The sequence below is a fragment of the Streptomyces sp. NPDC018964 genome, assembly GCF_044390325.1.
GTDB lineage: Bacteria > Actinomycetota > Actinomycetes > Streptomycetales > Streptomycetaceae > Streptomyces.
Window position 1 is genome coordinate 130,310 of record NZ_JBIRYZ010000002.1, and the last position, 20,909, is coordinate 151,218.

24 protein-coding genes, 1 tRNA gene, 1 pseudogene and 1 riboswitch are annotated in these 20,909 nt (G+C 69.1%); of the genes and pseudogenes, 17 read left to right on the plus strand and 9 right to left on the minus strand.

Annotated features, from left to right (window positions below):
* Window positions 1-36 precede the first annotated feature (36 nt).
* From ACH5AO_RS03295 to ACH5AO_RS03310, 4 genes are all read left to right on the plus strand, one after another.
* Window positions 37-459, plus strand: coding sequence for a Mov34/MPN/PAD-1 family protein (locus ACH5AO_RS03295; RefSeq protein WP_398921271.1), 423 nt, complete (start codon window positions 37-39; stop codon window positions 457-459).
* Window positions 460-572: 113 nt separating this feature from the next.
* Entirely contained in the window at window positions 573-668 is a 96-nt protein-coding gene (locus tag ACH5AO_RS03300; protein WP_324617155.1) for a putative leader peptide, read from the plus strand.
* Between the two features lie 103 nt (window positions 669-771).
* The gene (locus tag ACH5AO_RS03305; protein ID WP_398921273.1) at window positions 772-1,104 is read left to right on the plus strand and encodes a MoaD/ThiS family protein; all 333 of its coding nucleotides are present in this window, start codon (window positions 772-774) and stop codon (window positions 1,102-1,104) included.
* Between the two features lie 6 nt (window positions 1,105-1,110).
* Window positions 1,111-2,061 carry a PLP-dependent cysteine synthase family protein gene (locus ACH5AO_RS03310; RefSeq protein WP_398921275.1) on the plus strand — a complete coding sequence of 317 codons (951 nt, stop codon included), beginning with the start codon at window positions 1,111-1,113 and terminating at the stop codon, window positions 2,059-2,061.
* 66 nt (window positions 2,062-2,127) lie between these two features.
* Here ACH5AO_RS03310 and ACH5AO_RS03315 read toward each other — a convergent pair.
* Window positions 2,128-2,250, minus strand: a pseudogene (locus tag ACH5AO_RS03315) (type II toxin-antitoxin system PemK/MazF family toxin); the annotation flags it as partial.
* A gap of 202 nt (window positions 2,251-2,452) precedes the next feature.
* On the opposite strand from ACH5AO_RS03315, the gene ACH5AO_RS03320 reads away from it, so the two are divergent.
* Window positions 2,453-3,205 carry an MBL fold metallo-hydrolase gene (locus tag ACH5AO_RS03320; RefSeq protein WP_398921277.1) on the plus strand — a complete coding sequence of 251 codons (753 nt, stop codon included), beginning with the start codon at window positions 2,453-2,455 and terminating at the stop codon, window positions 3,203-3,205.
* A gap of 73 nt (window positions 3,206-3,278) precedes the next feature.
* Here ACH5AO_RS03320 and ACH5AO_RS03325 read toward each other — a convergent pair whose 3' ends face one another.
* Both ACH5AO_RS03325 and ACH5AO_RS03330 read right to left on the minus strand, forming a co-directional pair.
* Entirely contained in the window at window positions 3,279-4,529 is a 1,251-nt protein-coding gene (locus ACH5AO_RS03325) for a PTS transporter subunit EIIC (RefSeq protein WP_391789046.1), read from the minus strand.
* 210 nt (window positions 4,530-4,739) lie between these two features.
* The gene (locus ACH5AO_RS03330; protein ID WP_398921280.1) at window positions 4,740-6,047 is read right to left on the minus strand and encodes a PTS transporter subunit EIIC; all 1,308 of its coding nucleotides are present in this window, start codon (window positions 6,045-6,047) and stop codon (window positions 4,740-4,742) included.
* Between the two features lie 185 nt (window positions 6,048-6,232).
* Here ACH5AO_RS03330 and ACH5AO_RS03335 point away from each other — a divergent pair, with 185 nt between their 5' ends.
* From ACH5AO_RS03335 to rdgB, 4 genes are all read left to right on the plus strand, one after another.
* Window positions 6,233-6,466: a glucose PTS transporter subunit EIIB gene (locus ACH5AO_RS03335; protein ID WP_030868674.1), complete on the plus strand. Its 234-nt coding sequence runs from the start codon at window positions 6,233-6,235 to the stop codon at window positions 6,464-6,466.
* A 76-nt stretch (window positions 6,467-6,542) separates the two neighbouring features.
* On the plus strand, window positions 6,543-7,280 hold the full coding sequence (rph, locus tag ACH5AO_RS03340; protein WP_398921282.1) for a ribonuclease PH: 738 nt from the start codon (window positions 6,543-6,545) through the stop codon (window positions 7,278-7,280).
* 143 nt (window positions 7,281-7,423) lie between these two features.
* Window positions 7,424-7,822: a hypothetical protein gene (locus tag ACH5AO_RS03345; RefSeq protein ID WP_398921284.1), complete on the plus strand. Its 399-nt coding sequence runs from the start codon at window positions 7,424-7,426 to the stop codon at window positions 7,820-7,822.
* A 33-nt stretch (window positions 7,823-7,855) separates the two neighbouring features.
* Entirely contained in the window at window positions 7,856-8,458 is a 603-nt protein-coding gene (rdgB, locus tag ACH5AO_RS03350; RefSeq protein ID WP_398921286.1) for an RdgB/HAM1 family non-canonical purine NTP pyrophosphatase, read from the plus strand.
* 55 nt (window positions 8,459-8,513) lie between these two features.
* Here the strand turns inward: rdgB and ACH5AO_RS03355 are convergent.
* The 4 genes from ACH5AO_RS03355 to bcp form a co-directional block, all read right to left on the minus strand.
* Window positions 8,514-8,589, minus strand: a tRNA-Leu gene (locus tag ACH5AO_RS03355).
* Between the two features lie 15 nt (window positions 8,590-8,604).
* Window positions 8,605-9,276 (minus strand): HNH endonuclease, encoded by a 672-nt coding sequence (locus tag ACH5AO_RS03360; RefSeq protein WP_398921288.1) that lies wholly within the window; start codon window positions 9,274-9,276, stop codon window positions 8,605-8,607.
* Window positions 9,273-9,923, minus strand: coding sequence for an HNH endonuclease (locus tag ACH5AO_RS03365; protein ID WP_398921290.1), 651 nt, complete (start codon window positions 9,921-9,923; stop codon window positions 9,273-9,275). The genes ACH5AO_RS03360 and ACH5AO_RS03365 overlap by 4 nt, the downstream gene beginning before the upstream one ends.
* Window positions 9,924-10,059: 136 nt before the next feature.
* Window positions 10,060-10,527 carry a thioredoxin-dependent thiol peroxidase gene (bcp, locus tag ACH5AO_RS03370; protein ID WP_398921292.1) on the minus strand — a complete coding sequence of 156 codons (468 nt, stop codon included), beginning with the start codon at window positions 10,525-10,527 and terminating at the stop codon, window positions 10,060-10,062.
* A 150-nt stretch (window positions 10,528-10,677) separates the two neighbouring features.
* Here bcp and ACH5AO_RS03375 point away from each other — a divergent pair, with 150 nt between their 5' ends.
* From ACH5AO_RS03375 to ACH5AO_RS03385, 3 genes are all read left to right on the plus strand, one after another.
* Window positions 10,678-11,007: a DUF3618 domain-containing protein gene (locus ACH5AO_RS03375; protein ID WP_398921977.1), complete on the plus strand. Its 330-nt coding sequence runs from the start codon at window positions 10,678-10,680 to the stop codon at window positions 11,005-11,007.
* Between the two features lie 45 nt (window positions 11,008-11,052).
* Window positions 11,053-11,409 carry a GroES family chaperonin gene (locus tag ACH5AO_RS03380; RefSeq protein WP_398921293.1) on the plus strand — a complete coding sequence of 119 codons (357 nt, stop codon included), beginning with the start codon at window positions 11,053-11,055 and terminating at the stop codon, window positions 11,407-11,409.
* A gap of 66 nt (window positions 11,410-11,475) precedes the next feature.
* Window positions 11,476-11,537, plus strand: a riboswitch (guanidine-III (ykkC-III) riboswitch).
* Between the two features lie 33 nt (window positions 11,538-11,570).
* Entirely contained in the window at window positions 11,571-11,891 is a 321-nt protein-coding gene (locus tag ACH5AO_RS03385) for a DMT family transporter (protein ID WP_398921295.1), read from the plus strand.
* 20 nt (window positions 11,892-11,911) lie between these two features.
* On the opposite strand, the gene ACH5AO_RS03390 is transcribed toward ACH5AO_RS03385, so the two are convergent.
* Complete coding sequence (locus ACH5AO_RS03390; RefSeq protein WP_398921298.1) at window positions 11,912-14,215, minus strand: transglycosylase domain-containing protein; 2,304 nt, start codon at window positions 14,213-14,215, stop codon at window positions 11,912-11,914.
* A gap of 224 nt (window positions 14,216-14,439) precedes the next feature.
* Here ACH5AO_RS03390 and ACH5AO_RS03395 point away from each other — a divergent pair, with 224 nt between their 5' ends.
* From ACH5AO_RS03395 to ACH5AO_RS03410, 4 genes are read left to right on the plus strand one after another with little or no spacing between them, the layout of a single operon-like run.
* Window positions 14,440-15,240 (plus strand): ABC transporter permease, encoded by an 801-nt coding sequence (locus ACH5AO_RS03395; RefSeq protein ID WP_398921300.1) that lies wholly within the window; start codon window positions 14,440-14,442, stop codon window positions 15,238-15,240.
* Window positions 15,233-16,054, plus strand: a complete 822-nt coding sequence (locus ACH5AO_RS03400; protein ID WP_398921302.1) for an ABC transporter permease — start codon at window positions 15,233-15,235, stop codon at window positions 16,052-16,054. Before ACH5AO_RS03395 ends, ACH5AO_RS03400 begins: the two co-directional genes overlap by 8 nt.
* 6 nt (window positions 16,055-16,060) lie before the next feature.
* The gene (locus ACH5AO_RS03405) at window positions 16,061-17,038 is read left to right on the plus strand and encodes an ATP-binding cassette domain-containing protein (protein WP_398921304.1); all 978 of its coding nucleotides are present in this window, start codon (window positions 16,061-16,063) and stop codon (window positions 17,036-17,038) included.
* Window positions 17,039-17,071: 33 nt separating this feature from the next.
* Entirely contained in the window at window positions 17,072-17,794 is a 723-nt protein-coding gene (locus ACH5AO_RS03410; protein WP_398921306.1) for a DUF1707 domain-containing protein, read from the plus strand.
* A 122-nt stretch (window positions 17,795-17,916) separates the two neighbouring features.
* Here the strand turns inward: ACH5AO_RS03410 and ACH5AO_RS03415 are convergent, their stop codons facing one another.
* Window positions 17,917-19,290, minus strand: a complete 1,374-nt coding sequence (locus ACH5AO_RS03415) for an SGNH/GDSL hydrolase family protein (RefSeq protein ID WP_398921308.1) — start codon at window positions 19,288-19,290, stop codon at window positions 17,917-17,919.
* A 208-nt stretch (window positions 19,291-19,498) separates the two neighbouring features.
* Here ACH5AO_RS03415 and ACH5AO_RS03420 point away from each other — a divergent pair, with 208 nt between their 5' ends.
* Window positions 19,499-20,872: a DUF445 domain-containing protein gene (locus ACH5AO_RS03420; RefSeq protein ID WP_398921309.1), complete on the plus strand. Its 1,374-nt coding sequence runs from the start codon at window positions 19,499-19,501 to the stop codon at window positions 20,870-20,872.
* The last annotated feature ends 37 nt before the right edge of the window (window positions 20,873-20,909 follow it).

A 20,909-nucleotide genomic window follows, 5' to 3' on the forward strand; every position in this document is an offset into this window, starting at 1 on the left:
CGGTACGGAACGGCCCGTCTGCTTATCCTGAGCCCCATGCTGACCATCACCCAGGCCCTGTACGACCGGATCGTCGCCCACGCCCGCGAGGACCACCCCGACGAGGCGTGCGGCGTGGTGGCGGGCCCGGTGGGCACCGGCCGCCCCGAACGCTTCGTCCCCATGCTGAACGCGGCCCGCTCACCCACCTTCTACGAGTTCGACTCCCAGGACCTGCTGAAGCTGTACCGCGAGATGGACGACCGGGACGAGGAACCGGTGGTCATCTACCACTCCCACACCGCCACCGAGGCCTACCCCTCCCGCACCGACATCTCCTACGCCAACGAACCCGGCGCCCACTACGTCCTGGTCTCCACCGCCGACACCGACGGCGCCGGCGAGTTCCAGTTCCGCTCCTTCCGCATCCTGGAAGGCGAGGTCACGGAGGAGGAGGTCAAGGTCGTGGACGCCTACTGAACCAGCCCCGACGAACCGGTAAACACAGCCTCGATCCCACATCCCGGAAGAAAGGTGTCCGAAGCGTGAGATCACACTCGGGAGACCGGTCCGGGAATCGATACGATGACCCCATGGTTCTCCACGACGTGAGCGAAAAAGCGCCGGGCACACTGCTCGTGGCGCGGCTGCACGTCGACTTGTGCAGGCTGAACAGCGCCATCTGTTGATCTTCCGCTGACGCCGTGGGCCCGTGAGCCGCGGCGAGCTGCCGCGCGCCACCACGCGCCCCGACGAACCCACGACAGACACTTCCGACAGGAGCCCTCAGCCATGGCCATCGAGGTCCGCATCCCCACCATCCTCCGCCAGTACACCGACGGTCAGAAGGCGGTGGAGGGCACCGGGGACACCCTCGCCGAGCTCTTCAACGACCTCGAGACCCGGCACACGGGCATCCACGCCCGCATCGTGGACGGCGAGCAGCTGCGCCGCTTCGTCAACGTCTACCTCAACGACGAGGACGTCCGCTTCCTCGACGGCATCAACACCAAGCTGTCCGACGGCGACAACGTCACGATCCTGCCGGCCGTCGCCGGAGGATCTGCCGCGGCGAAGCCGCGTCCGGCCGGGGTGGCGGCCGGGCGACGGGCGGGAACGGCCTGACCGGCGATGCGTTACGACTCCCCGCTGGCCGCGGTGGGCAACACCCCCCTGGTGCGCCTGCCGCGGCTCTCGCCCTCCGCCGACGTCCGGATCTGGGCCAAGCTGGAGGACCGCAACCCCACCGGCTCCATCAAGGACCGCCCCGCCCTGTTCATGATCGAACAGGCCGAGAAGGACGGCCGCCTCACCCCCGGCTGCACCATCCTCGAGCCCACCAGCGGCAACACCGGCATCTCCCTCGCCATGGCCGCCAAGCTCAAGGGCTACCGCATGGTCTGCGTGATGCCCGAGAACACCTCGCAGGAACGCCGCGACCTGCTCGGCATGTGGGGCGCCGAGATCATCTCCTCCCCGGCCGCCGGCGGCTCCAACACCGCCGTACGCGTCGCCAAGGAACTCTCCGCCGAGCACCCGGACTGGGTGATGCTCTACCAGTACGGCAACCCGGACAACGCCGGCGCCCACTACGCGACCACCGGCCCCGAGATCCTCGCCGACCTCCCCTCCATCACCCACTTCGTGGCCGGCCTCGGCACCACCGGCACCCTCATGGGCGTCGGCCGCTACCTGCGCGAGAACAAGCCCGACGTCAAGATCGTCGCCGCCGAACCGCGCTACGACGACCTCGTCTACGGCCTGCGCAACCTCGACGAGGGCTTCGTCCCCGAGCTGTACGACGCCTCCGTCCTCACCACCCGCTTCTCCGTCGGATCCGCCGACGCCGTCACCCGCACCCGCGAACTCCTCCAGCAGGAGGGCATCTTCGCCGGCGTCTCCACCGGCGCCGCCCTGCACGCGGCGATCGGCGTCGCCCACAAGGCCCTCAAGGCCGGCGAGAGCGCCGACGTCGTCTTCGTCGTCGCCGACGGCGGCTGGAAGTACCTCTCCACCGGCGTCTACACCGCCGCCACCACCGAAGAGGCCATCGCCACCCTCCAGGGCCAGCTCTGGGCGTGACACACCGCACCACCCGCACCCGAGGGGCCGGAGACCAGCGTCTCCGGCCCCTCACGCGTCCCCGGAACCACCCCGCCCACGACCCCGCCCTCTCCGGGACCGGTGCCCCCGCCCCCACCCGTCGACGAGCGCGGTGACGAGCGCGAGCAGCACCACCGCGGCGAACGCGAGCCACCAAGCCGTGTCCATGCCCCGACCGTACCGGCGCCCACCACCACCGGGCGCCCCCTCCAGCCCCGGTACGCACTGCTTCCAGCCGAACCGGTGACACCACAGGTGAGTTCGCCCACAACGGCCCCTGGCGGAGGAGCGACCACAGGTTTTGCGCCTTACGCTCGACAAACCGCACGACCCCCGTCTCTCCACACCCGCCAGCGGAGGTTTCTGCTTCATGAAGCTCACCGTCGTCGGCTGCTCGGGGTCGTTCCCGTCCGCGGAATCGGCCTGCTCGAGCTACCTCGTCGAGGCCGACGGCTTCCGGCTGCTCCTCGACCTGGGCAACGGCGCCCTGGGCGAGTTGCAGCGCCACTGCGGTCTCTACGACCTCGACGCGATCTTCCTCAGCCACCTGCACGCCGACCACTGCATCGACATGTGCGGCTACTTCGTCGCGCGCTACTACCGGCACGACGGCGGCCGCTGCGCCCCCCTCCCGGTCTACGGCCCCGAGGGCACCGAGCACCGGCTCACCACCGCCTACGCCGACACCCCCTCGGCCTCCTCCATGAGCGAGGTCTTCGACTTCCACACCGTCAAGCCGTCCACCTTCGAGATCGGCCCGTTCCTCGTCCACACCGAGCGCGTCGCGCACCCGGTCGAGGCGTACGGCATCCGCATCGAGCACGGCGGGCGCGCCCTGACCTACTCCGGTGACACGGGCGTGAGCCCCGCGCTCGACGACCTCGCCCGCGACACCGACCTCTTCCTGTGCGAGGCCGCCTTCACGCACGGCAAGGAGGACATCCCCGACCTGCACCTCAACGGCCGCGAGGCGGGTGAGACGGCGGCCCGCGCGGGCGCCCGCCGCCTGATCCTCACCCACATCCCCCCGTGGACCGACCCGCAGATCAACCTCACCGACGCCCGCGCGGTGTACGACGGCCCGGTGGGGCTGGCGGCGCCCGGGGCGACGTACGAGATCTGAGCACGCCCGGGGCAAAGGGGAGGGCCCCGGAACCGACTCGGTTCCGGGGCCCTCCCCCTCGTACGGGGACCGCTCACGCCTTGGTGAGGTCCTCGACCTCCTCCTCGGGCTCACGGCCCGGGGTGGTCAGGTTGAACTTGACGATGGCGAAGCGGAAGACCACGTAGTAGATCGCCGCGAAGACCAGGCCGATCGGGATGATCAGCCAGGGCTTGGTGTCCAGCTTCCAGTAGAGCGCGTAGTCGATCAGACCGGCGGAGAAGTTGAAGCCCGCATGTACGCCCAGAGCCCACGTCACCGCGAGGGACACCGCGGTGAGCACCGCGTGGATCACGTACAGGAGCGGCGCGATGAACATGAACGAGAACTCGATCGGCTCGGTCACACCGGTGACGAAGGAGGTCAGGGCCAGCGACGTCATCATGCCCAGCACGGCCTTGCGGCGCTCGGGGCGAGCGGTGTGCGCCATGGCGAGCGCGGCGGCGGGCAGACCGAACATCATGATCGGGAAGAAGCCGGACATGAACATACCGGCGGACGGGTCACCGGCCAGGAAGCGGCCGTAGTCGCCGTGGACGACCTCACCGGCGGCGTTGGTGAAGTCACCGAGCTGGAACCACGCCACGGTGTTCACGAACTGGTGCATGCCGATCGGGATGAGCGCGCGGTTGATGGCGCCGAAGAGCCCGGCACCGAGCGCACCGAGGCTGGTCATCCACTCACCGAAGGAGCTGATGCCCTCACCGATCGGCTCCCACACCAGACCGAAGAAGACACCGACGAAGACACCGACGAAGGCCATGATGATCGGCACGAGGCGGCGGCCGTTGAAGAAGCCGAGCCAGTCCACCAGCTTCTTGCGGTGGTACCGCTGCCAGAGGACCGCCGACAGCAGACCCATGATGATGCCGCCGAGGACACCGGGGTTGTTGTAGGTCGCGGCTATGTCCGCGCCGTCCTGGATCTTGGCCTCGGTGACCGGGAAGGCCTCGAGGACCTTGCTGTAGACCAGGAAGCCCACGAGCGCGGCGAGCGCCGTGGAACCGTCCGCCTTCTTGGCGAAGCCGATGGCGACGCCGATGCAGAAGAGCATCGGCAGGTTGCCGGTGATGGCGCCGCCCGCGTTCGCGAAGACGGCTGCGACCTTGTCCCAGCCGAGGCCGTCGGCCCCGAAGACGTCCGGCTGTCCGAGCCGAACCATGAGACCCGCCGCCGGCAGCACGGCGATCGGGAGCTGAAGGCTGCGGCCGACCTTCTGCAGGCCCTGGAACAGGCCGGATCCCCGCTTCTTCGCGGGGGCCGCCGAGGCGGTGGCGGTGCTCATACTTCCTCCATCGGTGGTGGTCTACACCACTACTGGTGTAGACCTGTTGTAGCACGATGAAGGTCACATAAGGAACCCACGATTCCTGCTACCGCCGCACTACCCACCGTGCCCTCTCAAGGCCACCGCACGGAACCCCCGCACGGCACACCGAAAAGCCCCCGGACCCCATGGTCCGAGGGCTCGAACAGCCGCCACCACCCTACGAGATCACGCCTTCGCCACGTCCTCCACCTCCTCCTCCGGCTCCCGCCCCGGAGTCCTCAGATCGAACCGCGTGATCGCGAACCGGAAGACCACGTAGTACACCACCGCGAAGCACAACCCGATCGGAACGATCAGCCACGGCCGCGTCGCCAGATTCCAGTTGATGACGTAGTCGATCAACCCCGCCGAGAAACTGAACCCGTCCTTCACCCCCAACCCCCACGTCACCGCCATCGACACACCCGTCAACACCGCGTGGAACGCGTACAACAACGGCGCGATGAACAAGAAGGAGTACTCCAACGGCTCGGTGATACCGGTCACGAACGACGTCAGCCCCACCGACAGCATCAGACCACCCACCTCCTTGCGCCGACGCGGCCTCGCACAGTGCGTGATCGCCAACGCGGCGGCAGGCAGGGCGAACATCATGATCGGGAAGAAACCCGTGGTGAACTGGCCCGCCGTCGGATCGCCCGCCAGGAACATGTTGATGTCACCGTGCACCACCGTCCCGTCCGGCCTGGTGTAACTGCCGAACTGGAACCACATCGGCACGTTCAGGAACTGATGCAGCCCGATCACCAGCAACGCCCGGTTGGCCACACCGAACACACCCGCGCCCCACGCCCCCAGACCGTTCAGCCAGTCACTGAAACCCTCCAGCGCACCACCGATCGGCGGCCACACCCATAGACACGACGCCGCGAACACGATCGCCACGAACGCCATGACGATCGGCACCAGACGCCGCCCGTTGAAGAACCCCAGCCAGTCCACCAGCCTCGTCCGGTGGAACCGCTGCCAGAAAAACGCCGCCAACAACCCGATGACGATCCCACCGAACACCCCCGGATTCTGGTACGTGAACGCCGTCACCGACCCGTCGGCCACCCGGCAGCCCACCGCCGCCACCGCCTCCGACCCCTCCGGACAGTCCTCCGGGAACTGCCGCAACACGTTGTAATAGACGAGGAACCCCGCCACCGCCGCCAGCGCCGTCGACCCGTCCGCCTTCTTCGCCATCCCGATGGCCACACCCACACAGAACAACAGCGGCAACCCCAGCGAACCGTCCAGCAGCGCACCCCCCGCACCCACCATCACCTTCGAGACGTCCGTCCACCCCAGACCCTCGTCCCCGAACACATCCGGCTGCCCCAACCGGTTCAGGATGCCCGCCGCCGGCAACACCGCGATCGGCAACTGCAGACTCCGCCCCATCTTCTGCAAACCCTGGAACAACCGGTTCCAGCGCTCCCGCACGGGAGAGACCGCACCCCCGGCACCGGCCGCACTCTCGGCACTCATCCGGTCCCCCTCGACGAAAGCGGTGACGACGGGTTTGGCGGCAGTCCACCCGGTGGTGTAGACCAGTCCGAGGGACGGTTCCGCAGTCGTGACGCCATCATCCGGCCCCCACGACAGGACCGCTCGCAAAGATGGGCCAACTGTGGGTTACTGCGACAAAGCGGTTCGGATCAGGGAGAACGAACATGGCCACCAAGGCTGAGAAGATCGTTGCCGGGCTCGGCGGCATCGACAACATCGAAGAAGTCGAAGGCTGCATCACCCGCCTCCGCACCGAAGTCGTGGACCCCGCCAAGGTCGACGAAGCCGCCCTCAAGGCCGCCGGCGCCCACGGCGTCGTCAAGATGGGCAGCGCCATCCAGGTCGTCATCGGCACCGACGCCGACCCCATCGCCGCGGAAATCGAAGACATGATGTGACCCACGGCCACACCTTCGGGGCCCCTTCCACAGGTGTGGAAGGGGCCCCGTCCCTTGTACGACTAGGCTCGACGCCATGTCTCGAATCGACGGCCGCACCCCCGAACAACTCCGCCCGGTCACCATCGAACGCGGCTGGAGCAAGCACGCCGAAGGCTCCGTCCTCGTCTCCTTCGGCGACACCAAAGTCCTCTGCACCGCCTCCGTCACCGAAGGCGTCCCCCGCTGGCGCAAAGGCAGCGGCGAGGGCTGGGTCACCGCCGAATACGCCATGCTCCCCCGCGCCACCAACACCCGCGGCGACCGCGAATCCGTCCGCGGCCGCATCGGCGGCCGCACCCACGAGATCAGCCGCCTCATCGGCCGCTCCCTGCGCGCCGTCATCGACTACAAAGCCCTCGGCGAGAACACCATCGTCCTCGACTGCGACGTCCTCCAGGCCGACGGCGGCACCCGCACCGCCGCCATCACCGGCTCCTACGTCGCCCTCGCCGACGCCGTCGCCTGGGCCCAGAGCAAGAAACTCATCAAGGCGAACCGCCAACCCCTCACCGGCACCGTCAGCGCCGTATCCGTCGGCATCGTCGACGGCGTCCCCCTCCTCGACCTCCGCTACGAGGAAGACGTCAAAGCCGACACCGACATGAACGTCGTCTGCACCGGCGACGGCCGCTTCGTCGAGGTCCAGGGCACCGCCGAAGCCGAACCCTTCGCCCGCGACGAACTCAACGCCCTCCTCGACCTCGCCGTCACCGGCTGCACCGAACTCGCCGCCGCCCAGCGCGCCGCACTCGACACCACCCTCGAAAGGTAAAGGACACACCAAGACAACCGGCCGACGCGGGCAACCGCGCCGGCCACCACCGCGTCTGAACAGGTACGGGCGCACGGCTCACCCCGAGCGCCCGGCCAACGACCAGGGCCGCACACCGGCCCGACAAGGGGAGGGACCGTTCCATGGCCGCGAGCCGCCGACGCCGCACCGCAGCCGTCGCCGCCACCCTGGCGGCCGTCGCGCTGACCGCCGGACTCACCACCGGCTGCGCCGCCGTCGACAAGGCACTGGACTGCGTCCAGACCGCCGACGCCATCGCCGACAGCGTCACCGACATGCAACAGGCCGTCGAGAACGCCGGCAACGACGTCACCCAACTCGAGGAATCCCTCGAATCCATAGACAAGAACCTCGGCGAAATCGGCGACAAGACCGACAACGCCGACGTCAGCAAGGCCGTCGACGACCTCGAAAAAGCCGTGCAGAACGTCCGCACCTCCATCGAGAACGGCGACGAGACCCCCGACATCAGCCCCGTCACCGACGCCGCCGGCGAACTCACCAAGGTCTGCACCCCGTAAGAACCCGCGCATGGGCCCGGGGATACTGGGCCCATGACCCGCATCGTCCTCGCCACCCGCAACACCGGAAAGATCACCGAACTCCGGTCGATCCTCACCGAAGCGGGCCTGCCCCACGACCTCGTCGGCGCCGACGCCTACCCCGACGTCCCCGACGTCAAGGAAACCGGCGTCACCTTCGCCGAGAACGCCCTCCTCAAGGCCCACGCCCTCGCCCGGGCCACCGGCCTCCCCGCCGTCGCCGACGACTCCGGCCTCTGCGTCGACGTCCTGGGCGGCGCCCCCGGCATCTTCTCCGCCCGCTGGTCCGGCACCCACGGCGACGACAAGGCCAACCTGGACCTGCTCCTCGCCCAGCTCTCGGACATCTCCGACGAACATCGGGGCGCCTTCTTCACCTGCGCGGCGGCCCTGGCGTTGCCGGACGGCACGGAGCGAGTGGTCGAGGGCCGCCTGATGGGCATCCTCCGCCACACCCCCGCCGGCACGAACGGCTTCGGCTACGACCCGATCCTCCAGCCGGAGGGCGAAACCCGCACCTGCGCGGAACTGTCCCCGTCCGAGAAGAACGCGATCAGCCACCGAGGCAAGGCGTTCCGGGCACTGGTACCAGCGGTGCGGGAGCTGTTGGGCTGAGTGTACGGAAGAGGCTCGGTTCCTTCATATGAAGGAACCGAGCCTCTTTTCCCTGTGGGCCCGGTGGGACTCGAACCCACGACACACCGGACCTAAACCGGCGCCCTCTTGGCCAGCTGGGGTACGGGCCCGCAGCGGTGCTTACTCTACTGGGCGTTGCGCCGGGCTCGTCGGCCTCCTCTGCACCACGTAGCCGTGATCGCATGACAGTTCGGACAGAGCAACCGCAGATTCTCGCGCCGATCGTCACTCCAGTTTCCGCTGATATGATCAACCTCCAACGTCATGGGCTTGCCGAGCCACTCTGGTGCGACTCCGCACCTGGCGCACTCCTGGGGGACGCCGACATCGCGAAGCGCGCGGCGTAGCAGAGTGGTCTTTGTTCGGCGCGTGCCGTCGCGCAGAATCAAAATGTCCTTGGCGCGCTTGATTGTCGAGCTTGTTCTGCCGCGCTGGTGCGCCTGCCCGAGGAAGTGGGACGTATCGATGCCGTCCTCTGCCACCCACTGACGAAACAGCGCACGTAGTCGACCGTTGTTGGATCTGCCCAAGGCATCCAGGGCGCCTGCGATGGAAATGGTTTCCGCGACTGCGCTCCGCAGCTCGTCAGTGGTTGGTCTCAGAGAAGAAATCGGACCCCGTCGTCGGCGAGGGAAGTGTGAGATGTCGATGCCGAAGTGTTCGAAGCGCTTGTACAAGTACCGACGGAGATTGCTGTAGGGCTGGGTGCCGAAGAAGGCGATGACCTCGTCGATGTTGGAACACCTGGCGGCCGCTTCGGCCAGTTGCTCGCGGGTGTAGCGCGGGCCGGCGGTCATGAGGCCCGCCTCTTGCTTCGGCCTCGGTAACTGTCGGTTGTTGAGTGGCAGTTGGGGCAGAGGATGCGAAGGTTCTCGATCTGGTTGTTCCGCCAGTTGCCGTCGATGTGGTCCACCTCAAGCGGCAGTGGTTCCCCGAGCCACATCGGCTCGATCCCGCAGAGTGCGCAGTGCTCCTCCACACCGAATTCTTGCATCGCCCTTTTCAGACGGCTGCCCGGGATGCGCCTGGCGTGTCCGGAGGTGTCGTGTACGAGGATCTCCGCAGCGGTCCGGCGGCGCTGGTTGTACCGCTGCCGCTCCGTGCGAGCGGCTGGTGTGAAGTGCGAGGTGTCGATGCCGTAGGCCTTGATTCGGCGGGAGATGTTCGTGTGGTGCCCACCGACCGGGTCGAGCCCGAGCCGGCGGAGCACCTCGTTGACGCTCGTCGATGCCGCGACCACAGGTTCAAGGATCTGCCTCGTCCACTTCGCTCCCTCACGCTCGAAGTGCGAGACATCCACCCCCAGCTTCCTCATCCGATCGAAGACGTACCGCCGTTTCCAGCTCCTCGGATCCACCCCCAACCGCACCAACGCCTCCGTCAACGTCCGCGCCCCCCGAGCCGCCTCTTCCAGCCGCTCCTTGGTGTATGCACTGGCCCCCATCGGACCCCCTCCGTCTCCCGGCCGCCCGTTCGTGGCCTCGTACGGAGTAACGAACCGGATATCGGACAGTCACGTACGGAAAACGGAACGGCCCGTACCGGTGATCCGGTACGGGCCGTCCGCGGGCTCGGCGGGGTCAGATGCCCAGGTCCTTGATGATCTTGGCCACGTGGCCCGTCGCGCGGACGTTGTAGAGGGCGTGTTCGACCTTGCCCTGTTCGCCGACGACGATCGTGGAGCGGATGACGCCCATGTAGGTCCTGCCGTAGTTCTTCTTCTCGCCGTAGGCGCCGTACGCGTCGAGGACCGTCTTGTCCGGGTCGGCGAGGAGGGTGACCTTCAGGGACTCCGCCTCGCGGAACTTGGCGAGCTTCTCCGGCTTGTCGGGGCTGATGCCGATGACGTCGTAGCCGGCGTCGGCGAGCAGCTCCAGGTTGTCGGTGAAGTCGCAGGCCTGCTTGGTGCAGCCGGGGGTGAGGGCGGCGGGGTAGAAGTAGACGATGACCTTGCGGCCCTTGTGGTCGGCCAGGGACACCTCGTTGCCGTCGGCGTCGGGCAGGGTGAAGGCGGGGGCCTCGTCCCCGGGCTGGAGGCGGTCGCTCATCGGTCGGGTCTCCTCGTACGTACGCGCTGCGCGGATCGGGTGCCGGGAACGAGGGTAACCGGGGGTCCTGGCCGTGCGGGGTGGTGTGGAGCTGACAGACTGTCCGGCACAGGTACACAACAGGTGTCAGTGGATTTCGGAGGCGGCACGGTGGCGGACACGGCGGACACCAGGACCCCGGCGGAGATCGAGGCGGACATCAGGCGTCGCCGTGCGGTGCTGGCCGAGACCCTGGACGAGATCGGGGTGCGGGTGCATCCGAAGACGATCGTGGGGGATGCCAAGGCCCGGGTGGTGTCGAACGTCGATCACACGTTGGGGCGGGCGTACGTCCGGGTCAACGGTGTGGTGAGTGACGTGAAGGCGCAGTTCGTGGACGAGAAGGGTGCGCCGCGGCTGGAGCGGGTGGTTCCGGTGGCGGTGCTGGTGGTGGGGGTCGTGGGGCTGCTGGCCCTGGGGTCCCGTAGGCGCAGGCGGTGACCCCGAGCGCGTGCGGTCGGTGCGGATGCAGGTAGGTTTCAGGTCGTGAGCGCCAAGAAGAACGAGCACGGTTCCCAGGACGACAAGCTGCCCATCCGGATGTTGCACGATCGTGTGCTCGTGCGGCAGGACACGAGTGAGGGTGAGCGGCGTTCGGGGGGCGGCATCCTGATTCCCGCGACGGCGGCGGTGGGTCGTCGGCTGGCCTGGGCCGAGGTGGTCGCGGTGGGGCAGAACGTACGGACCGTGGAGCCGGGTGACCGGGTGCTGTACGACCCGGAGGACCGGGCGGAGGTCGAGGTGCGGGGGACGGCGTACGTGCTGATGCGCGAGCGTGATCTGCACGCGGTGGCCGCGGACCGTTTCGAGGGTTCCGAGGATTCGACGGGTCTGTACCTGTAGGTCGGTGGTGGGGAGGGGCTGGTGACTGTGGTCACCGGCTCTTTTCTTGTTCTCGGGCTAGGGTGGGGGGACCCGTGAGGGCCCCGACGAGACGCGCCGTACCGGGGTGAAGGCAAAGACGACGCACCCCCGTTTCCGTTCGTGTCCCGGAGGTGCCTGTCATGGCATGGGTTCTGCTTGTGGTCGCCGGTCTGCTGGAGGTCGGCTGGTCGGTGGGGATGAAGTACACCGATGGTTTCACCCGGCTGGTGCCCAGTGTGCTGACGGGTGCGGGGATCGTGGCGAGCATGGTGTTGCTGTCGTACGCGGCTCGTACGTTGCCGATCGGTACGGCGTACGGCGTGTGGGTGGGGATCGGTGCGGCCGGGGCGGCGGTGCTGGGCATGCTGGTGCTGGGTGAGCCGGTGACGGCGGCGCGGATCTTCTTCATCTGCTTGTTGTTGGTGGCGGTGGTGGGGTTGAAGGCGACGTCCGGGCACTGAGGGGCGGGTGGGCCGGCGGGTCAGTGCCGGCGGCTGTTCTGGATGAGTGCGCCGGTCAGGCCGTCCGGGACGGGGCTGTCGTCGCCGTTGGTGTCGCCTTCGTCGGTGTCGCCGGTGTCGTCGGTGGTGGTTCCGTCGTCGGTTCCGGTGTCGCCGCCGGTGGTGGTGCCGTCGGTCTGTTCCTGGGGTTGTTCCGCTTCGTCCTGGCCGGTGGGTTCCTCGGCCGGTGCCTCGCCGCCGTCGTCGGGGTCGCCGGTCGGGGAGGACGGTCCGGTGCTGGGGTCGCCGGGGGGTGGCTGGGTCTTCCAGGCGCCGGGCTGGAGGCGGAGGGTGAAGGGGGTGACGGGTACGTCCTTGAGGGCTTCGCGGGTGTACTGGCCCCAGATCTCGGCGGGGGCGCCGCCGCCGTTGACGCGGGGCAGGCCCATGGCGCCGTAGAGGGGTTTGTGACCGGCGGTGACGGGGTCCTGGCCCATGACGGCGACGACGGTGGCGAGGTCGGGGGTGTAGCCGGCGAACCAGGCGGCGGTGTCCTCCTCGGCGGTGCCGGTCTTGCCGGCGGCGGGGCGGCCCGCGGTCTGGGCGGCGGTGGCGGTGCCGCTCTCGACGACGCCGCGCAGGACGGAGGTGGTGGTGTCGGCGGCCTGGCGGGTGACGGCCTGGCGGGTGTGGCGTTCGGGCAGGTCGACGGTGCGTCCGTTCTGGGTGATCTTCTCGATCATGGTGTAGTCGCCGTGCTTGCCGTGGTTGGCGAGGGTGGCGTACGCCTCGGTCATGTCGAGGACGCTGGCGGTGGCGACGCCGAGGGCGATGGAGGGTCCGGCGTCGGAGAGGCTGGGGGTGTCCTCGGACAGGCCGAGGGCGATGGCGGTCTGCCGGACCTTGTCGGGGCCGACGTCGACGGCCATCTGGGCGTAGACGGCGTTGACGGACTTGTCGGTGGCTTCGCGGACGGTGATGTCGCCGTAGTCGTGATGGTCTTCGTTCTCGGGGGCGTAGCGGTCGCCGGGCCAGCCCTGGACGGGGCGTTCGCTGGTGCCGTCGTAGACGGTGTTGGGGGTGATGGGGCGGCCGTCGCGGGTGCGGGAGCCGTTTTCGACGGCGGCGGTGAAGACGAAGGGTTTGAAGCTGGAGCCGACCTGGAAGTCCCGGCGGGTGGCGTTGGGGGTGTACTGCTTGACGTAGTCGATGCCGTTGTACATGGCGACGACCTTGCCGGTCTTGACGGCGATGGAGGCGCCGCCGGCGCGGACGTAGGTGTCGACTTCGCGGTTCTCCTGGTCGAGGCGGTCCATGAGTTTGTCGTTGACGGCGTCGACGAAGGCGTCCTGTTTGTCCTTGTGGAGGGTGGTGGTGATGCGGTAGCCGCCGGCGTCGAGGGCGGCCTCGTCGACGATCTTGTTGTTGATCAGGTGGTTCTTGACGATGTCGACGATGTAGCCGCGTTGTCCGGAGAGGCTGGTGGAGACGGTGGTCCGCTGGGGGACGGGGAAGGTCAGGTCGGCGCGTTCGGAGGTGCTGAGCCAGCCTTCGTCGACCATGCCGTCGAGGACGTAGTTCCAGCGGCGTTCGACGGTGTTGCGGTTCTCGGGGTGGGTGATGACGTCGTACTGGCTGGGGGCGTTGACGAGGGCGGCGAGGTAGGCGGCGCGTGCGGCGTCGAGTTCGGAGGCGTCGATGCCGTAGTAGGCGTGGGCGGCGGCTTGGATGCCGTAGGCGCCGCGGCCGAAGAAGCTGGTGTTGAGGTAGCCCTCGAGGATCTGGTCCTTGCTCTGTTCGCGGTCGAGTTTGATGGCGATGAAGAATTCCTTCACCTTGCGGGTGATGGTCTGTTCCTGGCGGAGGTAGTAGTTCTTCACGTACTGCTGGGTGATGGTGGAGCCGGACTGTCTGCCTTTGCCGGTGGCGGTGTTCCAGGCGGCGCGGACCATGGCCTGGGGGTCGATGGCTGATTCGGTGTAGAAGTCGCGGTCCTCGGCGGCGAGGACGGCGTGCTGGGCGTCCTCGGAGATCTGGGAGAGGGTGACGTTCTCCCGGTTGACCTCGCCGTCGCGGGCGATGACGGAGCCGTCGGCGTAGAGGTAGACGTTGGCCTGTTGGGTGGCGAGGGCGTTGGCGGCGGGGATCGGTACGAGGTGGTAGCCGAGGAAGAAGCCGCCGGTGACGAGTGCGGCGGTGATGAGGAGGCCGCCGAGGGTCATGCGCCAGGTGGGGAGGAGTCGGCGCCATCCGGTGCGTTCGGGCCGTTTGGGGGAGGTGGCCGCCGGGGGGTTTCTCGGTGCCCAGCCTTCTTGGGGCTGCTGCGGCTGCGGCTCGTCGCTCATGTCGTGCACGGACTCCCGTTTCGCCTGGTTCGTTCCACTGCGCCATGGTGTGTGCGTCTTATTCAAGACCGTCCCTTCCGGTGGTGCGTCCCTGTTGACGCCGTGCGGGGCGCGCGCACGCGGCTTGTCACACACATGGCCCCAACGAAAATTCGTGGCGGGGGGTACGGCGGGCGCACTAGGCTCCTGCGCTTCGGTGCCGGATGCGGGAGGGGTGCGGGGGCGTGGGATCGGCGCGGTTGTACCTGGCCGTCGCGGTGGGGGGTTTCCGGCGGTACGCGTCGTACCGGGTGGCGACGGCGGCCGGGGTGTTCACCAATACGGTGTTCGGGCTGATCCTCGTGTACACGTATCTGGCGTTGTGGGAGGAGCGGCCGGGTCTGGGCGGGTACGACCAGGCGCAGGCGGTCACGTACGTGTGGCTGGGGCAGTGTCTGTACGCGACGCTGGCGATCCAGGGCGGGGGTGCGGAGAAGGACCTGATGGAACGCATCCGTACGGGTGAGATCGCGGTGGATCTGTACCGGCCGGTGGATCTGCAGGTGTGGTGGCTGGCGGGTGATGTGGGGCGGGCGGCGTTCCAGTTGCTGGGGCGGGGGGTGGTGCCGTTCGTGTTCGGTTCGGTGTTCTTCCCGATGGCGCTGCCGGGGGAGGCCGCGGTGTGGGCGGCGTTCGCGGTGACGTTGCTGCTGGCGGCGGTGGTGAGTTTCGCGATCCGTTATCTGGCGGCGTTGAGCGTGTTCTGGCTGATGGACGGCATGGGTGTCGGTCAGGTGTTGATGATCACGGGGGTGTTCTTCTCGGGCATGGTGCTGCCGCTGAACGCCTTCCCGGAGGGGCTGGGCGACGTGGTGCGGGTGCTGCCGTGGGCGGCGCAGTTGCAGGTTCCGGCGGATGTGCTGATGGGGGAGCGGGATCCGTGGGGGGCGTTCGCGTTCCAGGCGGCGTGGGCGGTGGTGCTGCTGGCGGTGGGGCGGCTGCTGCAGTCGGCGGCGACGCGGCGGGTGGTGGTGCAGGGTGGGTGAGCGCGGTGCGCTGGTGGAGGGGGTGCGGGCCTACGGGCTGATCGCCGGGATGTGGGTGCGGTCGGGGATGACGTACCGTGCGTCGTTCGTCTTCACGGTGTTCGGGAACCTGCTGGTGACGGGTCTGGACTTCGTGGGGATCCTGCTGATGTTCTCGCGGGTCGATTCGCTGGGCGGCTGGTCGTTGCCGGAGGTCGCCCTGTTGTACGGGTTGTCGGCGACGGCGTTCGGGATCGCGGACCTGCTGCTCGGTTCGATGGACGTGCTGGGCGGGCGGATGCGGGACGGTTCGTTCGACGTCCTGCTGGTGCGTCCGGTGCCGGTGCTGGCGCAGGTCGGCGCGGACCGTTTCGCGGTGCGCCGGCTGGGCCGGGTCACGCAGGGCGCGGTGGTGCTGGGCTGGGCGCTGGCCTCGGTCGACGTCGACTGGAGCGGGGTGAAGGTGCTGCTGGTGCCGGTGATGGTGGTCAGCGGTGCGGCGATCTTCTCGGCGGTGTTCGTGGCGGGCGCGGCGTTCCAGGTCTTCGCGCAGGACGCGGCGGAGGTGCAGAACGCGTTCACGTACGGGGGGACGACGCTGTTGCAGTATCCGCCGAGCGTGTTCGGGAAGGATCTGGTGCGGGGGGTGACGTTCATGTTGCCGCTCGCCTTCGTCAACTGGGTGCCCGCCGCGTACGTGTTGGGGCGGCCGTATCCGGTCGGGTTGCCGGGGTGGGCGGTGTTCGCGTCGCCGCTGGTGGCGGTGGGGTGTGGTGTGCTGGCGGGTCTGGCGTGGCGGGCGGGTCTCAGGTCGTACCGGAGCACGGGGAGTTAGCGGACGATGGGTGACGTCTTCATCGAACTCGAGGGCGTGGAGAAGGTCTTCGACGTGCGCAGGAAGACCGGTTTCCTGAAGCGGGAGCGGCATCGGGTGCGGGCGGTCGATTCGATCTCGTTCACGGTGGCGCGGGGCGAGATGGTCGGTTACATCGGTCCGAACGGTGCCGGGAAGTCGACGACGATCAAGATGCTGACGGGGATCCTCACGCCGAGCGGGGGACGGCTGCGGGTCGCCGGGATCGATCCGTCCCGGGAGCGGACGCGGCTGGCGCACCGTATCGGGGTGGTGTTCGGGCAGCGTACGACGCTGTGGTGGGACCTGCCGCTGATCGATTCGTACCGGCTGATGCACCGCATGTACCGGATCCCGGACGTCCGGTACCGGGAGAACCTGGAGCGGCTGACCGAACTCCTGGACCTGGGGGGTCTGTTGGACGTTCCGGTGCGTCAGCTCTCGTTGGGGCAGCGGATGCGCGGGGACATCGCGGCGGCGCTGCTGCACGATCCGGAGGTGCTGTACCTCGACGAGCCGACGATCGGTCTGGACGTCGTCTCCAAGAGCAGGGTGCGGGACTTCCTGCGGGGGTTGAACGCCGAGCGGGCCACGACGGTGCTGCTGACCACGCACGACCTGCAGGACATCGAGCAGTTGTGCTCGCGGGTGATGGTGATCGACCAGGGCCGGCTGGTGTACGACGGTTCGCTCGCCGGGCTGCACGAGGTGGGGGAGGGCGAGCGGACGCTGGTGGTGGACCTGGAGCGGGAGCTGCCGCCGATCGAGGCGCCGCCGCCCGCGCGGGTGGTGCGGGTGGAGGGGCCGCGGCAGTGGCTGGCGTTCCCGGCGTCGGCGTCGGCGGCGGAGCTGGTGGCGCGGGTCGCGGCCCGGTACCCGTTGGTGGACTTGTCGGTGCGGGAGCCGGACATCGAGGCGGTCATCAGGGCCATGTACGCGGAGCGGGCCGGCCGGGCCCTCTCGTAGCCGTGCGGTGGGGACAACTCGTAGGCTGCTGGTATGAGCGAAGACGCAGCCGTCCCGGACCTTCGTGCCTCCGACGCCGACCGTGAGCGGGTCGCCGAGATCCTGCGGGACGCCCTCGCGGAGGGCCGCCTCGACATGGAGGAGTTCGAGGAGCGGCTGGACGCGACGTACAAGGCGCGCACGTACGGGGAGCTGACGCCGATCACCCGTGACCTGCCGACGGACCGGGGGGCGGCCGTGCCGGCCGTGTCCCTGGCCAAGGAGCCGACGCGGGAGGGTGGTTGGGGGGACAGGATCGTCGGCGGTGACGACGCGGGGACGTCGTCGTGGGCCGTGGCCGTGATGTCGGGTTTCCAGCGCAGGGGGCGCTGGACGGCGCCGCGCCGCTTCAACTGCTTCGCCTTCTGGGGCGGCGGGGAGATCGATCTGCGGGACGCGTACTTCGCGGACCGTGAGGTCGTCATCAACGCGGTCGCGATCATGGGCGGGGTGGAAGTGATCGTCCCGCCCGGTGTCGAGGTCGTCGTGCGCGGCATCGGCGTCATGGGCGGTTTCGACCACCGGGAGGAGGGCGTGCCGGGTGAGCCGGGCGCCCCGCGCGTGATCGTCACGGGCTTCGCCTTCTGGGGCGGCGTCGGCGTCGACCGCAAACTCCCCCGCGCGGAGAAGCAGCGCCTGCGTGAGGAACGCCGCAGGGAGAAACTGGAGCGCAGGGAACAGCGCCGCCGCGAACTGGAGGGCTCCGACGACCGCTGAGCTCCTTCAGCCCCTCCGGCGTTTGAGGAGCGGGGGTCCGGGGGGCGGCGCCCCCGGGTACGGGACGGGTAGGGGCGGCGGGGGCGAGGAAACCCACGCCCGAACCCCCTGCGCCCCCCTGCCTACAACCGTGCCGGAGCCCCGCCCCCCAGATCGTCGAGATCGAACTCCTCCGCCATCCGGGTGTACCCCCGGTCACTCGGATGGAGGTGGTCCCCGGAGTCGTACTCCGGCCGCAGCCGCCGCGGATCGTACGGATCCCGAACCGCCTCGTCGAAGTCGACGACCGCGTCGAACACCCGCCCCGCCCGGATCTCCGCGTTGATCCGCTGCCGCACCTCGTCCCGCGCGTCGGTGTACCCGCCGCGTCCGCCGAACGGCATGAGCGTCGCCCCCACGACCTTCACCCCGTGGGCGTGAGCCCGCTCGACCAGCGTGTTCAGCCCGGCGACGATCGCGTCCGGATCGGCGGTCCCCGGATGGCGCAGGATGTCGTTGATCCCGAGCGCGACGACGACGACCTTGACGTTCGTCCGGCCCAGGACGTCCCGCTCGAACCGGTTCAGCCCGCTGGGGTTCGTGGCGGGCCGTCCCTGCCTGTCGGCGAGGAGCTGGTTCCCGCTGATCCCCTCGTTGACGACGCTGTGGCGTGGCACGTCCCGCCCGTCCTCGGCCGCCTCCCGCAGCCGGTCGGACAGCACGTCCGGCCACCGGTTGTTCTCCCCGGTCGTCGAGGTGACGCCATCGGTCAGCGAGTCCCCGAGGGCGACGACCGTGCCGTCCGAGTCGTTGTTCAGCACGTCCAGCGCGGTCACGTACCGCCAGGTCCTGCTCTGCCCGGTGTAGACCGTCCCCGTCGCGTCCAGGGTGTGCTCGCCGTCGGCGACGTACGAGATCTGGCGCGCGTGCGGGTGATGGGTGACGGGCCCGGAGGCGGTGGGGGAGTACGTCGTGATCAGGACGTCCCCGTCGTGGGGGACGGCGATGCGCGCCACGTCGCTCGTCACCTGTCCGCCCGCCGGGACGACGACCGTCGGGCTCCCGGCGAAGGTCAGCGGCCGCATGGTCCCCGTGAGCGCCTGGGGGGTGTCCGGGTCCGCGGAGACCGCGATCGAGGCGTGCGTGAGGGTCAGCGGCGACTGGCCGTAGAGGTTGGAGAGCGTGACGCGGGCGCTCGTACCGCCGGCGCTGGTGTGGACGACGTTGCGCACCGAGCGGCCCGCGAGTCCGGTCGTCTCGGTGCCGGGTTCGCCCGCGACCGGGGAGGTGGCCCAGGAGGTGACCCAGGTGCCGGTGGAGGCGGGCGCGGCCGGGTCGTGCCGGGCGCCGCGGCCGCCGGCGAGGGTGTCGCGCTCGTGGATGCCGCCGTCGGCTCCGATGTCGGCACCGGCGTAGACGGTGGCGGAAACCGCCACGATCGCGGCGACGATCGCGGCGAGCAGGGCACGCTGCCTGGCGGGAGACGCCTCGGCGTCCCCGTCACGACCCCGGGTCATGCTGTTCTGTTCTCCTCGGGAGAGGGAGCCCGAGGCTCCGGTCCGGTGAACCCATGATGATCCATGGGTCGGGAAGGCTGACGGGAGGGACCCTTAGGTGATCCCCCTGGACAAACCCCCTCCGGACAGACGCCGGGAACTCCTGTTCCGTTCCGGGAGTCGGTCAGGAAGGGACAATGTGTGAGAGATCACCGAGCGGGTGGAGCGGATGGAACGGACCGAAGCGACGGAAACGTCGGAAGCATCGGAAAAGGTAGGAGCCGGTGGCCGGAGTGCCGACGGGCAGCATGCCCGCACCGGCGCCTTCACGAACCGCGAGATGAACACCTTCAGCCCCGCGGACGAGGAGAAGCAGCGCGGGGTGCGCCGGATGAAGCTCACCGCCACCGGCCTGCTGCTGTTCGTCACCGTCGTCTACGTCCTCGCCAAGTGGGCCTCCCACCAGGGCGCCGGCCCCTGGGCGGGCTATGTCGCCGCGGCGGCCGAGGCCGGCATGGTCGGCGCGCTCGCCGACTGGTTCGCCGTCACCGCGCTCTTCCGCCACCCGCTCGGCCTGCGCATCCCGCACACCGCGATCATCCCCACCAAGAAGGACCAGCTCGGCGTCTCCCTCGGTGAGTTCGTCGGCGAGAACTTCCTCTCCGAGGACGTCGTACGGCAGCGGCTGCGCGCCGTCGGCATCGGCAGCCGGCTCGGCGCCTGGCTCGCCGTCCCCGAACACGCCGACCGGGTCACCGCCGAGCTGTCGGCGGCCCTGCGCGGCGCCCTCACCGTGCTGCGCGACTCCGACGTCCAGGCGGTGGTCGGCGAGGCCATCACCCGCCGCGCCGACGCCCAGGAGATCGCGCCCGGCATGGGCAAGCTGCTGGAGCGTATCGTCACCGACGGCGGCCACAGACGGGCCGTCGACGTCGTCGTCACCCGCGCGCACGACTGGCTGGTGCTGCACAACGACACCGTGATGGACGCCGTCCACGGCGGCGCGCCCGGCTGGACGCCCCGGTTCGTCGACCGCAAGGTCGGCGAGCGCGTCTACAAGGAGCTGCTGCGCTTCGTCACCGAGATGCGCGACATGCCCACCCACCCCGCGCGCGGCGCCCTGGACCGCTTCCTCACCGACTTCGCCTCCGACCTCCAGTCCGACACCGACACCCGCCTCCGCGTCGAACGCCTCAAGAGCGAGGTCCTGGGCCGGGGCGAGGTGCAGGACCTGATCGCCTCCGCGTGGACCGCCGTACGCGCCATGATCGTCTCGGCGGCGGAGGACGAGCGCAGCGAGCTCCGCCTGCGCGTGCGCGCCTCGCTGCTCTCCCTGGGCGCCCGCATGTCGCTCGACCCCAAGGTGCAGGGCAAGGTCGACGGCTGGCTGGAGAGCGCGGCGGTGTACGTGGTCACCACCTACCGCAAGGAGATCACCTCCCTGATCACGGACACGGTGGCGAGCTGGGACGCCGAGCACACCACGAAGAAGATCGAGGCCAACATCGGCCGTGACCTGCAGTTCATCCGCATCAACGGCACGGTGGTCGGCTCACTCGCCGGTCTGTTGATCTACACGGTGTCGCAGATCCTGGGCGCGTAGCGGTTGCCCACGGCCTTCGGGGTGGCCCGCCGAGAGC

Excerpts from the sequence above, each read along its gene's own strand:
- ACH5AO_RS03295 (WP_398921271.1), top strand. The coding sequence starts at position 37 with ATGCTGACCATCACCCAGGCCCTGTACGACCGGATCGTCGCCCACGCC.
- ACH5AO_RS03330 (WP_398921280.1), bottom strand. The coding sequence starts at position 6,047 with ATGAGTGCCGAGAGTGCGGCCGGTGCCGGGGGTGCGGTCTCTCCCGTG.
- ACH5AO_RS03405 (WP_398921304.1), top strand. The coding sequence starts at position 16,061 with ATGGGTGACGTCTTCATCGAACTCGAGGGCGTGGAGAAGGTCTTCGAC.
- ACH5AO_RS03305 (WP_398921273.1), top strand. The coding sequence starts at position 772 with ATGGCCATCGAGGTCCGCATCCCCACCATCCTCCGCCAGTACACCGAC.
- ACH5AO_RS03320 (WP_398921277.1), top strand. The coding sequence starts at position 2,453 with ATGAAGCTCACCGTCGTCGGCTGCTCGGGGTCGTTCCCGTCCGCGGAA.
- ACH5AO_RS03415 (WP_398921308.1), bottom strand. The coding sequence starts at position 19,290 with ATGACCCGGGGTCGTGACGGGGACGCCGAGGCGTCTCCCGCCAGGCAG.
- ACH5AO_RS03310 (WP_398921275.1), top strand. The coding sequence starts at position 1,111 with ATGCGTTACGACTCCCCGCTGGCCGCGGTGGGCAACACCCCCCTGGTG.
- ACH5AO_RS03410 (WP_398921306.1), top strand. The coding sequence starts at position 17,072 with ATGAGCGAAGACGCAGCCGTCCCGGACCTTCGTGCCTCCGACGCCGAC.
- ACH5AO_RS03345 (WP_398921284.1), top strand. The coding sequence starts at position 7,424 with ATGGCCGCGAGCCGCCGACGCCGCACCGCAGCCGTCGCCGCCACCCTG.
- ACH5AO_RS03300 (WP_324617155.1), top strand. The coding sequence starts at position 573 with ATGGTTCTCCACGACGTGAGCGAAAAAGCGCCGGGCACACTGCTCGTG.
- bcp (WP_398921292.1), bottom strand. The coding sequence starts at position 10,527 with ATGAGCGACCGCCTCCAGCCCGGGGACGAGGCCCCCGCCTTCACCCTG.
- rph (WP_398921282.1), top strand. The coding sequence starts at position 6,543 with ATGTCTCGAATCGACGGCCGCACCCCCGAACAACTCCGCCCGGTCACC.
- ACH5AO_RS03360 (WP_398921288.1), bottom strand. The coding sequence starts at position 9,276 with ATGACCGCCGGCCCGCGCTACACCCGCGAGCAACTGGCCGAAGCGGCC.
- ACH5AO_RS03325 (WP_391789046.1), bottom strand. The coding sequence starts at position 4,529 with ATGAGCACCGCCACCGCCTCGGCGGCCCCCGCGAAGAAGCGGGGATCC.
- ACH5AO_RS03385 (WP_398921295.1), top strand. The coding sequence starts at position 11,571 with ATGGCATGGGTTCTGCTTGTGGTCGCCGGTCTGCTGGAGGTCGGCTGG.
- rdgB (WP_398921286.1), top strand. The coding sequence starts at position 7,856 with ATGACCCGCATCGTCCTCGCCACCCGCAACACCGGAAAGATCACCGAA.
- ACH5AO_RS03390 (WP_398921298.1), bottom strand. The coding sequence starts at position 14,215 with ATGAGCGACGAGCCGCAGCCGCAGCAGCCCCAAGAAGGCTGGGCACCG.
- ACH5AO_RS03365 (WP_398921290.1), bottom strand. The coding sequence starts at position 9,923 with ATGGGGGCCAGTGCATACACCAAGGAGCGGCTGGAAGAGGCGGCTCGG.
- ACH5AO_RS03335 (WP_030868674.1), top strand. The coding sequence starts at position 6,233 with ATGGCCACCAAGGCTGAGAAGATCGTTGCCGGGCTCGGCGGCATCGAC.
- ACH5AO_RS03420 (WP_398921309.1), top strand. The coding sequence starts at position 19,499 with ATGGAACGGACCGAAGCGACGGAAACGTCGGAAGCATCGGAAAAGGTA.